The following is a 12,249-nucleotide window of genomic DNA, read 5'->3' on the forward strand; positions in this document are numbered from 1 at the left end:
GCTTCGTGAGAAGAGGCTTTTTTTATATCCTATCGACAGAAATCACCACAGAGGACACGGAGGACACAGAGTTTTAATTTCTTGCTTAGTATATTAAAGAAAATATTCTCTGTGTTCTCTGTGTCCTCCGTGTCCTCTGTGGTGAATCAAATTCAAAGCAGTATAGAATTATACACTTACGGGATGAACCCTAACGCAATCATTCCTCCCATACCAGATAAGCTGAAACCAGCCAATGGTTCAGTTTATTCCCATCTACAACCTGAGCCTCAGGAATACTGACCGTAAAAGTGTGCTTGCCGGGAGTAAGCGTACCAATAATTGCCTCTTCGGGCACAACGTCCGAACCGGGACACCAATTGGAACGGGAAAGATCCGAAGAAGCCAGCGGCTCTTCCACTTCTTTCTCTGTATACCCCTTTTCACCGATATAAGATGCCAAACGTTTGATCAGCCAAACACCGGTCGCCGGATTGAAACGCCGGAAAGAAGCACAATCATCACGCCAAGGAACAAAGTTGAGCACCTCTTTCCCATCAACAGAAATAATGTTACGCTTTTGCACAAATTCGTCCCCACCGCTATGGCCACCATGTCCGGTCACTATATATTTAAGACGGATATTTTTTGCTCCTTTGGGAACTGTAAAATCAGTAGATACATCCCGACGGGCAAAAATATCAGGATAGCTCTGTCCCATATAATAAACGGTATTCATCAACGGTTCTACATGGCGTTTCGGAAGAGCGTCACAAGTAAGGCGACTTTCTTTCACGTCAATATCCGCACTTACCAGATAACCTTCAGAAGTCCAGGTATCAATATAAATACCGACATAAGCCTCTCCTTCAAGCAAAGGATAAAGATCGGTAATATCTTGTTGCCAGGTAACATTGCTTTCCCACTTGGGGATATAAACCGGACGGCGTTTGCTGCTCAGTGAATCATTGTTATTACTATAGTACCCCACACCGAATGGAGTCATAAAACGCATCAACTCTACTGTAGGCAAATAGTCTTTTCCGGAAACGATACCTACCATTTTTTCCAACTTCAAGCTATCTACCGGAGGAAACTTCGCACCATCACGAGCGATTGTCAGCAGATTGACAGCTGATGACTTGGGCAACACAAAACAAGAACCCGACTTATCCCAGCGATCACCGTTGGAAGCAAGGGTAATCTTTAGGTTCACCGACACATTTCGTTTGTATGCAGGAAGAGTTATCTTCTTCAGGATGATACGCCCATTGACCAGATGGTATACACCTGACTCATCCGCCCCGTTATAATTATTAGGATACGTATCAGGAGAGAAACGTACATTCACATTTTCAAATACTGGAACGTGAAGGTCGCCTTTGGCAGGCAGGTTCTTATGTCCTCCCGCCCAAAGCTGAACAGAAAGGAATAGAAAAACGAATAAAGAAGTTAATCTGAAATTCATAAAGGTTTATTTTTTAATTACTTTCAATCACTTGCCCCACTCCACGATAAAGCTTGATAGGACCATCGAGTAACACAGCAATCACAGTGATCTGTTCATCCTGCACACGTTCGGGAATATCGATATAGAGGTTTCCCGGCACCTCACTCCAATAGTTCTTGTTATAAACCTTGTATGGCAACATAGCTCCGTTACCCACTACCCATACACGGTTCACCTTATTGACAAGCCCTTTCACCTCAATCGGGCCGTTTGGCTTATAAGGTAAGTAAAGGTAAAGAATATCGCCTGCTTTATTCAGTGTGGTATACCCTTGAAAATGCTCACATGGAATACCGGCACGCGTCTCGTAGATAGCTTCCTTATGCTTCTTCGTCCAACGTCCGAACTCTTTCAGAACAGCAATCTGTTCAGCAGGAATAGTTCCATCTTCTTTCGGTCCTATATCCAGAAGCAGATTACCACCCATGCTGAGGCAATCGACAAAAGTACGCAGCAGCATGAACGGAGTTTTATAATTGGTATCAGCATGTTGATAGCCCCACGAATCGTTCATGGTCATGCAAAGTTCCCAATATTTATCTGCAGGGCGAACCACAGGAACTCCTTGCTCGGGTGTGGCATAATCACCATATCCCTGAATACGGGAGTTTACTATAACATTCGGATTAGTGGAACGCAGCAAATTGATGATCCCTCTCGAATCCCAGGCTTCAGCGGTTTGTTCCCAGTCTCCATCGAACCAATAAAGATCGGGCTTCCAGGTTTTATTCAGTTCAGAAAGCTGTCCGAAATTGAAGTTAACAAACTTAGCCCAACGATCCGGATCGTTTTTGTAACGTACTTCCGTGCGAGTTTTATTAGGATAATCGGGATGCGACCAGTCGAGCAGCGAATAGTAAAATCCAAGTTTTAATCCTTGTTTGCGCACCTCCTTCACAAAAGGAGCAATCAGGTCGCGCCCGGCAGGAGTGCTTTTCACGGTACTCAAGTCACCCACCTTCGTATCCCAAAGAGCTACACCATCATGATGCTTGGTAGTGATGACGGTGTAACGCGCGCCACTTTCCTTAATCAGTTTCACCCATTCCTGAGGATTGTAGGCCGATGCCGTAAATCCTTTCTCCTGAGCCATGTACTCTTCATAAGGAAGGTAATTGTTGAAAAATGACCAGCTCTCAGATACTCCGTTCACAGCATAGATTCCCCAATGAATAAAGATTCCTAACTTGGCCTGGGAGAACCATTCCATTCTTTTCTCTTTCTGAGCAGCCGTTTCCTCAGTAGGAGCCGTTTGGGCGTTCAGCCCAAACCCTAAAATAAACAAGGCAATAAGGGTAATGATCAATCGGTTGTTTTTCATTTTATTTTAATTATGTTTTGTCTCAATTAAGGCAAAGATAAAATTTCTATCTTGAAATACAAAATAAAAGGAAAAACATAAAAATCGAACCGCACATCCTCTGCCTATACCACAATCCGGACCGAATCCGGAATCAGCACCCTGAAGTTTTTATATATTATTTACATTTCAAGCTTCATTAAAGTCTATTTCGTATTGGAAGTACTCTAACGCATCCCAAGAAAGTAAGTCCGGTCTATTTTCAATTCAAACGTAGTTCCTATTTTTTAGTAAGACAAACCGTGTGCGAAAACAACATTTATTGTGTTCGATAACGCATTTATTCTTCCTTTTTATAAATATATCATAAAATAATCTCTGAAAGTATGAAAATAAGTAGCCAATATCATTGGATAACATCAAATAATGCGTATTTTTGGCTCCGAAACAAAACCGGAAAATTTTAAATCAAATAGTATGAATACACTCCAAAACACTGTGGGGAAAATGACAAACTACAGATGGACAATTTGCGCCATGTTATTTTTCGCGACAACAATAAACTACCTCGACCGCCAGGTGCTATCGTTGACCTGGGATGAATTTATCAAGCCCGAGTTTCATTGGGACGAATCACATTACGGCATTATAACTTCTGTGTTTTCCATTGTATATGCCATTTGTATGCTTTTTGCCGGTCGGTTTATCGACTGGATGGGTACTAAGAAAGGCTATCTCTGGGCTATCGGTGTATGGTCGGTAGGTGCCTGCCTGCATGCATTTTGTGGAGTTGTGACCGAAGAGTATGTAGGTATGCATAGTGCAGCCGAACTGATAGCGGCCACAGGCGATGTAGTGGTAATACTCGCCACTATAAGCATGTATTGTTTTCTGGTTGCACGCTGCATCCTGGCACTTGGTGAAGCGGGTAACTTTCCGGCTGCCATTAAAGTAACGGCCGAATATTTCCCGAAAAAGGATCGGGCGTATGCCACTTCCATTTTCAATGCCGGTGCCTCTATCGGCGCTCTGATTGCTCCTTTAAGCATTCCATTACTGGCCAAAGCCTGGGGATGGGAAATGGCGTTTGTTATCATCGGTGCCCTCGGTTTCATATGGATGGGGTTCTGGGTATTCATGTATACAGCTCCTTCTAAAAGCAGATTCGTAAACAAAACAGAACTCGAATATATCGAACAAGACAAACAGGAGAACGGAAAAATACCCGCAAAAGAAGATAAGGAAAAGAAAGGCATGACTTTCCGGCAATGTTTTATGTATAAACAAACCTGGGCTTTTGCATTCGGCAAGTTCATGACGGATGGAGTATGGTGGTTTTTCCTCTTCTGGACACCCTCCTACCTGAGCACTCAATTTGATATAAAAACCTCCGAAGGATTGGGTCGGGCACTGATTTTCACTCTTTACGCAATTACAATGCTGTCCATCTATGGTGGAAAGATTCCCACGATTATCATTAATAAAACGGGACTAAACCCGTATGCAGCCCGCATGAGAGCTATGCTGATTTTCGCCTTCTTCCCTCTGTTGGTACTACTCGCCCAACCACTGGGAACCATCTCCCCCTGGCTTCCGGTTATCATGATCGGTATCGGAGGTGCTGCCCATCAATCCTGGTCCGCCAATATATTTTCTACTGTAGGTGATATGTTCCCCAAAAGCGCTATCGCCAGCATTACCGGTATCGGCGGCATGGCAGGTGGAGTGGGTTCGATGATTCTCCAGTATTCAGCCGGTAAGCTGTTTGTACATGCAGATATAACCCAAATGGTATTTATGGGCTTCATCGGTAAACCGGCCGGGTACTTTATAATTTTCTGCATCTGTTCGGTAGCCTACCTCGTTGGATGGATTGTGATGAAGGCATTGGTTCCCAAGTATAAACCCATCATATTAGATTAAAACAAGCACATAGCAGACTGAAATAAAGAGTTAATTCTTCGTTCCTGAACAGGGGGTGAAGAATTAACTCTTTATTTACTTTCCATGTATTTTGAAGGAGGTACACCAAACTGTTCCGTAAAGTGCTTTCTCAACGTCCGGGCATCGCTGAATCCTACCATTTCGGAGATTTCCTGAATGGAATAACGATTCTCCATAATCAATGAAGCAGCTTTACTTACCCGTATACTTCGAATCATATCGACTACAGATAACTCACTACGCTGCTTTACCTTCCGGTACAAAGTAGGCTGGCTCATGTGAAGTTGCTCGGCCAGCATCTTGACATTAAAATTATCATCAGACAGATTCTTCTCAATCACATTAATAAGTTTCTGCATAAATACGTCATCTGCCTCTTCATCTTCAGCCGGCTCCTGCTTCAACATCAAAGCTTTGGTATAAATCCGTTTCAAGCGTTCGCGTTGAAGAATCAGATTCTCCACTTTCGCTTTCAACACTTCCGGATTGAAAGGCTTCATCATATAGTCGTCCGCCCCGCTACGAGAACCTTGCAGTACATCTGCATCTTCTGCCCTGGCTGTCAACATCAGGATAGGAATATGGGCTGTCTCTTGTCGTTCGCGTATCTCCCGGCAACAAGCAAATCCGTCTTTGACTGGCATCATCACGTCCGAAATAATTAAATCGGGAATTTCTTTTGTGGCAACTTGAATACCTTCTTCACCATCGGCAGCCTCAAGTACCGTGTATTTTGCTACAAACAAGGAACGGATATACTGACGTACATCTACATTGTCTTCAATAATCAGAAGCGTTTTTTTAGTGACCGGAACCTCCCCTTCTGTGTTTTCCTGTATGGACAAGGGTTGAAATTGCGGCTCCATTTCATGTTTATGATAATCTACCACTTCGTATAAGTCACCGATAAAATGAGATTTACCTTCCGGTATCAATAGAACAAACGTAGAACCTTTCCCAGGTTCACTGTCAAGAGTGACTTGTCCATGATGCAGATCTATCGTATTTTTCACAATCCGCAATCCAATACCGACTTTGGTTGAAAAAGCCGGTGAATTATCGCCGGTGATGAAAGAATCAAAAATACGTTTTTGCAATTCATCCGGAATTCCCGTTCCCGTATCTGATACTGTTATCCGGCAAAAGCCCTTTCCATCCCGCTCCATGCGGGTCAGAGAAAGCAAAACTTCTCCGTTTGGCGAAGTATATTTAAAAGCATTGGATAACAGGTTACTGACCGATGAAGTTATTTTCTCCGTATCAATCCAGAGATAAACAGGATCATCTGGGAGGTGTACATTGAACGTAACCCCATTCACTCCTGCCATTTGGCGGAATGACTCAGCCACCTCCTTTACTAATCCTACAATATCCGCCTCTGATAAACGGAGTTTCACCATTCCGGCTTCTATTTTCTGTACATAGAGTAATTGATCGACCAGCGTATGCAGAGAAGCTCCGTTTTTATACATGGTATATAGTTTGCTATATAACGGATCGGAGGCTTTAATATACTGCAACAGCTCTTGTAGAGGTGAGAGAATCAAAGTCAATGGAGTACGCAATTCATGTGCGGCACTTGTAAAAAAGTTCTCGCGCTCCATCCTGATCTGCCGCTCCTTTTCACGCTCCAGATTTACCGTCAATAGTTCATGCTCCATTCGCATCTCATGTTCCATGCGCCTCTGACGAAGTTTAACCAAACGGATCAAATAAGCCACTATTCCAACTAATAATAAGAGAATTAATAATCGGAAAGGCAATGTACGACTCCAATGTGGCAAAATATGTATCTGGAGCAAAGTCACCTTTCCATTCCTTCCGTCAGGATAGATACTTTTCACCTCAAATGTATAATCTCCCTCTGGCAAATTTGTATAAGCCGCTTTCTCTCCATCGTTAGAAACCAACCATTGCGTCTGATAAGGCAATAAGCGATAGTTATATTTCTGCTGCTCTTCAGCATAAGAAAGATTATTGAAAGTCAAAGCGAAATCACGATTCTCATTGTTTAAAGTAACCGAACCTGTATATGAAATACCTTCTTTCAACACTGTCTGCTCGTTGATTTTATCACCAATCCCAACAGAACGGTTATCTACTTCAAGTTCTGTAATAAAAACTTTATCTCCAGCAAGACGCACATCTACATTATCCGGATTAAAATAGGTAAGTGATTTATTATTGCCGAAAAATAACGTTTTATCGGCGAGCAACGCAGAGCGGTTACTACCACTAATATAATAATTATAGAAAAGATGTTGATGCCGACTGTAACGAGAAACGCCCGAATTACTTCCCAGCCAAATATGCCCTCGGTGGTCTTCGACCAGGCATCCGATGAAATTACTACACAACCCGTCCCGGGTCGTATAGTATTCTCGTATCGCATCTGTTTTTGGGGAAAGAATGGCAAAACCATCCATATAGCCCACATATACATTGCCATCGGAAGAAACCAGCAAAGAACGGACTGAACTATTTTTAATATTCGCAACCTTTTCATAGCCTATTTTTATGCTCATCTCACCTTCGGAATCGAGCTTCAGTTTACAGACTCCTATATTACTTGTGCCCAACCAGATTGCTCCATCCTTCGTTCCGACAATAGCCCGCACGTGAACCTTGGTAGAATCCTTAAAGGCCTTCTCAATTGAGATTTTCTGGGAGACCCCGGATTTAGTGTTCAGCTTCCATACTCCATTATTGGTACCTATCCATAAACATCGGTCAGCATCCATATACAATGCCCATACTGCGGCTACATTAACTCTCCCCTTGTCTTGTAAAGATCGCAGCCGAAACTGCCCGGTCGCTCCATCATAAAGAGTCAATGTCCCATCACTGTTTCCAAACCAGAGCGAACCCCTATTGTCTTTCATGGCACAAAGGACAGTATTTTTTTTCCGGACTTCAGGAGTGCCGACAGTAATGAAACTCATTCGTCGTCCCAGTTGAAAAGGTTGCTCACTTTTCATAATACCTTGATGGAAAGTAGCCATCCAGACATATTTCCTGCCATCCATGACAATACCACAAACTTCATTATGCCTCTCCTGATGAAACTGGTTATAAAACTGTGACCTCAAATCAGAATACATCACTCCCCCTCCATTCGTACCTATCCAGACAATGCCATTGGGATCATAATAGGCTGATATCATTCTCGTCTCCAAACTCCGGTGAAGTTGCGAAGCTGTATTATTGTATATTTCAGTAGTCATCTTTTCCGGGTTATCTTTATCTTGTAATAATAAAGTATACCCACTCCAAGTTACAGCTAAATAACGATCGTTTTTAATAGGGACAACCCGAAAAACATCAGTATGTGAAAGACTGTTTTCTTTATTATTTTCCTGATAGGTAATTCTGTCTGCATGCCCGGAAGCAACATGATAACGTAAAATGCCCTGCCCGACAGTAGAAATCCAGACGATTCCTTTATCATATAATACAGAGGTTACATCCCAAACTTTATTTCCCCATAAAGACACCTTTTTAGACTGCTCCAAAGATTCAGGGCGAAACAAAATTAAAGTTCCCCGTCCCGTAATTAGACATAAGGTTTTCTGACTGTCAGCATAACACATTGCGTAAAAACTATCAGTAGAATCAATCAGGTCTTTATACTGTTTCTCACATTCTAATTTTATCAGAACAACCTCTCCCTTCTCATTCTTGACCTCTTTCTTTGTATATAAATATAATGTATGCCCTGAAAACGCCCAAAAAGAGTTGTTTTCTGCAGGCATGATGTGAGGGATACATATACGACTATGATCTGTTGCATGAACAACCGGTATAAATGTCTCTGTTGTCCGGTTAAAACAATATAAAATATTTCCGGCAATGACTCCTAAATATTGATCGGACATTTCTACGATCTCCTTCACATGCATATATGCCTGTGAAGGAGAGAAATTCTTTATTGACTTACCGTCATAACGGCTCAAACCATTATTAGTCCCAAACCACATAAACCCATCCCTATCTTTATAAATTGAGGAGATGGTATTATCTGCCAATCCATCTTGCATAGTTAGCAGACGAATATCTTTATCAAAAAAAGCATAACCGGAAACAATCGGGTAACTACATACAAACAGAATCAGTAAAAAGAGATTTAGTTGCTTCATCATAATATCAATTTACTGCAAATAAACAAAATAAAGACTAAACATACAAAAGAGATTTGAAAAAAACACGCCATTGAATTAAACGTGTATGCTGAATGATACAAGCGTGTCCCTCCGCAATCTGCCAATCCCAGTAAATTTGCCATGTAATTAAACCTTATGTATAACTTTAAATAAGAAACGAATGAAAAAAATTTCAATCTTATTCATGTTGCTGCTCGGCATCACTTCATTGCATGCACAGCAATTCAACATTACGGGTACTGTGATTGACAAAAAGCTCAATGAGCCAATCATCGGTGCCACTGTTCAAGTAAAAGGGACAAACAACGGAACCGTCACAAATCTGGATGGTGAGTTCGCCCTAAAAAATGTTGCAAAAGGAAGTGTATTAAACGTGTCTTATATAGGATACGTAACTCAGTCAATTTCCCTCAATGGTACCCAAACATCTTTCAGGATTGAATTAAGTGAGGATTCAAAAACACTTGATGAAGTAGTGGTAGTCGGTTTTGGTACCCAAAAGAAAGTAAACTTAACCGGAGCCGTTGCCAGTGTAGATACCAAAGCACTGGCTTCACGCCCGGTATCACAGGTGGGACAAGCTCTGCAAGGAGTAGTTCCGGGATTAAACCTGTCCACCCCTGATTTAGGAGGACAGTTGGGACAAACAATGAACGTAAACATCCGTGGAACAGGTACTATTGGTAAAGGATCAAGTGCCTCACCACTTATCTTGATCGACGGAATGGAAGGTAACATGAACAATCTGAATCCGGAAGACATTGAAAACATCTCTGTACTAAAAGATGCCGCTTCTTCTTCCATTTATGGATCACGTGCCGCATTCGGTGTTATCCTGATCACCACTAAAAAGGGTAAAGCGGGTAAAATGCAGGTAAACTACAACAACAGTTTCCGCTATTCCGGACCAACTAATCTTCCTAACCAACTTGATTCGTATCGTTTTGCCAATTATTTCAATGAAGCATCTATCAACCAAGGTGGTAGTGCAATATTTGATGAAGAGACCATAGACCGTATCCAGAAGTATATGGCAGGTGAAATTACAACAACTACCATAGCTAACGGCAACAATTGGCATTTCCACGAGAAAGCCAATGATAACGTAAACTGGTGGAAAAAGCATTTTCAATGGGCCTGGTCAAATGAACACAATATCAGCCTGAACGGAGGTACAGAAAAATTGCAATACTACGTTTCGGGCAGTTACCTGAATCAGGACGGTAACCTCCGTTACGGTAACGATAATTACAAACGCTATAATGCAACGGCAAAAGTAAATGCGCAAATTAATAAATACGTAGACTTCAACATAAACACCAAATTCGTTCGTTTTGATCTTGACAATCCTATTTACCTTGAAGAAGGTGGACTCCTTTATCATGATATTGCCCGCATGTGGCCTATGATGCCTTTTAAAGACCCGAACGGCTATTATATGAGGAATGGTAAACTCAGCCAATTGACTGACGGCGGACGTGCCAAAACACACAATGACAATATTTACCTTCAGGGACAATTGGTGATTCACCCTATGAAAGGTTGGAATATCTATGCAGAAGCAGGAATGCGGGTTATCAACCAAAATAAACAAACAAACCTAAACCCCATCTACGAGCACGATGTAAACGGTAACCCGTTGGCATTGGCTTTCAGCGGCAGTTATTCTCCAGGATCCTCTTTTGCACGCTCAGCCTACCAAAATAGCAATTTTTACACAACAAGTGTATATACTGATTACACATTACAAATAAAAGACCATTACTTCAAGGCATTGGTCGGAATGAATACCGAAGAATATATTTATCGCGAACTCGCAGCCCAGCGTCCTGATGTAATCAGCAGTCTTGTTCCGGAAATCAGTGCAGCGACAGGAGAAGACAAGATTAATAGTTCCAAATACAATGACTGGTCCACAGCCGGATTCTTCGGACGCCTCAACTATGCTTATAAAGACCGTTATATGGCTGAAGTAAATGTTCGTTACGACGGTTCTTCCCGCTTCTTGAGAGATCAGCGCTGGAACGTATTTCCTTCTTTCTCTTTAGGATGGAATGTAGCCCGTGAATCATTCTTTGAACCAATCAACGATATTATTGGCACACTGAAACCTCGTGTTTCATGGGGTATGTTAGGTAACCAGAACACAGACTCTTACTATCCGTTCTATCTGACACAAAGTGTAACAGCCAACGGTGGCAACTGGTTAATGGACGGCAGCAGACCAACAACAGCCGGAGTTCCCGGAATGGTCAGTAGCACACTTACATGGGAGAAAATCTATAATACCAATTTCGGTATCGATCTCGGCATGTTCAACAATCGTCTGAACATGACTTTTGAATACTTCATCCGCAGAACCAAAGATATGGTAGGACCGGCAGCCGAAGTAGGTGCTATTTTAGGAACTTCACTACCCAACACCAACAATGCTGAATTAAAAAATAAGGGATGGGAACTACAGGCTAACTGGAGAGATAATATCGGAAAAGTAAACTATAATGTAGGATTCAATCTTTCTGACAACCGTGCCAAAGTCATTTCATATCCTAACGCTTCTAAAGCTCTGTGGGATGCAAACGGCAACGCCCTTTATTACAATGGAATGACTATCGGAGAGATATGGGGATACGAAACCGAAGGTATTGCCCATACAGATGCTCAAATGACGGAATGGTTGGCTAACAATGACCAAAGTAAGATAGGTTCTGCCTGGGGAGCAGGTGATATTATGTACCGGGACCTCAATGGCGATGGCGTAGTAGACAAAGGAAATAGTACAGCAACAGATCATGGTGATTTAAAGAAAATCGGGAACAGTACTCCCCGCTTTCGTTTCGGATTGAGCTTAGGAGCTGACTGGAAAGGCTTTGATGTCCAGATGTTCTTCCAAGGTGTCATGAAACGTGATCTTTGGTTGAGCGGTCCGATGTTCTGGGGAGCAGACGGTGGCGAGTGGCAATCTGTAGGTTTCGACGAACATCTCGATTATTTCCGTCCTGAAAACACAACTTCTATATTCGGAGCAAATGTCGATTCATACTATCCCAAAGCATATCTGGGTGATAAAGGAAACAAAAACAAGCAGACTCAAACACGCTATTTGCAGAACGGTGCTTATATGCGTATGAAAAATCTGCAAATCGGATATACATTCCCCAAAGCCTGGATGAATAAAGCAAAAATTGAAAAGCTCCGTGTTTATGTCAGCGGTGAGAACTTATTTACAATTAGTGGTATCGCCGATATGTTCGACCCTGAAGCAACTGCCGGTAACGGATTCAGTAACGGAAAGACCTACCCATTGTCAAAGACTATTTCATTTGGTTTAAATATAACTCTTTAAAAAGCAAGTA

Annotated in this window: 5 protein-coding genes; 2 read left to right on the forward strand and 3 right to left on the reverse strand. The window is 42.1% G+C overall.

Annotation, left to right across the window (positions count from 1 at the left end; translation table 11 throughout):
* Positions 1-199: 199 nt before the first annotated feature.
* Both QK890_RS06820 and QK890_RS06825 read right to left on the reverse strand, forming a co-directional pair.
* On the reverse strand, positions 200-1,447 hold the full coding sequence (locus QK890_RS06820; protein WP_005810225.1) for a PNGase F N-terminal domain-containing protein: 1,248 nt from the start codon (positions 1,445-1,447) through the stop codon (positions 200-202).
* A 13-nt stretch (positions 1,448-1,460) separates the two neighbouring features.
* Complete coding sequence (locus QK890_RS06825; protein ID WP_005810226.1) at positions 1,461-2,810, reverse strand: alpha-L-fucosidase; 1,350 nt, start codon at positions 2,808-2,810, stop codon at positions 1,461-1,463.
* A 456-nt stretch (positions 2,811-3,266) separates the two neighbouring features.
* On the opposite strand from QK890_RS06825, the gene QK890_RS06830 reads away from it, so the two are divergent.
* The gene (locus tag QK890_RS06830) at positions 3,267-4,712 is read left to right on the forward strand and encodes an MFS transporter (protein WP_032538193.1); all 1,446 of its coding nucleotides are present in this window, start codon (positions 3,267-3,269) and stop codon (positions 4,710-4,712) included.
* A 71-nt stretch (positions 4,713-4,783) separates the two neighbouring features.
* On the opposite strand, the gene QK890_RS06835 is transcribed toward QK890_RS06830, so the two are convergent.
* A complete protein-coding gene (locus tag QK890_RS06835; protein WP_005810228.1) occupies positions 4,784-8,869 on the reverse strand; it encodes a two-component regulator propeller domain-containing protein in 4,086 nt (1,361 codons plus the stop codon).
* 184 nt (positions 8,870-9,053) lie between these two features.
* Between QK890_RS06835 and QK890_RS06840 the strand changes: the two genes are divergently transcribed.
* On the forward strand, positions 9,054-12,239 hold the full coding sequence (locus QK890_RS06840) for a TonB-dependent receptor (protein ID WP_234190936.1): 3,186 nt from the start codon (positions 9,054-9,056) through the stop codon (positions 12,237-12,239).
* Positions 12,240-12,249: the final 10 nt, after the last annotated feature.

The organism is Bacteroides sp. NGMCC 1.200775, from assembly GCF_040798045.1.
Lineage (GTDB): Bacteria > Bacteroidota > Bacteroidia > Bacteroidales > Bacteroidaceae > Bacteroides > Bacteroides hominis.

Bases quoted from the DNA above. Each gene is read 5' to 3' on its own strand.
- QK890_RS06825 (WP_005810226.1), bottom strand. From the start codon at position 2,810: ATGAAAAACAACCGATTGATCATTACCCTTATTGCCTTGTTTATTTTA.
- QK890_RS06840 (WP_234190936.1), top strand. From the start codon at position 9,054: ATGAAAAAAATTTCAATCTTATTCATGTTGCTGCTCGGCATCACTTCA.
- QK890_RS06830 (WP_032538193.1), top strand. From the start codon at position 3,267: ATGAATACACTCCAAAACACTGTGGGGAAAATGACAAACTACAGATGG.
- QK890_RS06820 (WP_005810225.1), bottom strand. From the start codon at position 1,447: ATGAATTTCAGATTAACTTCTTTATTCGTTTTTCTATTCCTTTCTGTT.
- QK890_RS06835 (WP_005810228.1), bottom strand. From the start codon at position 8,869: ATGAAGCAACTAAATCTCTTTTTACTGATTCTGTTTGTATGTAGTTAC.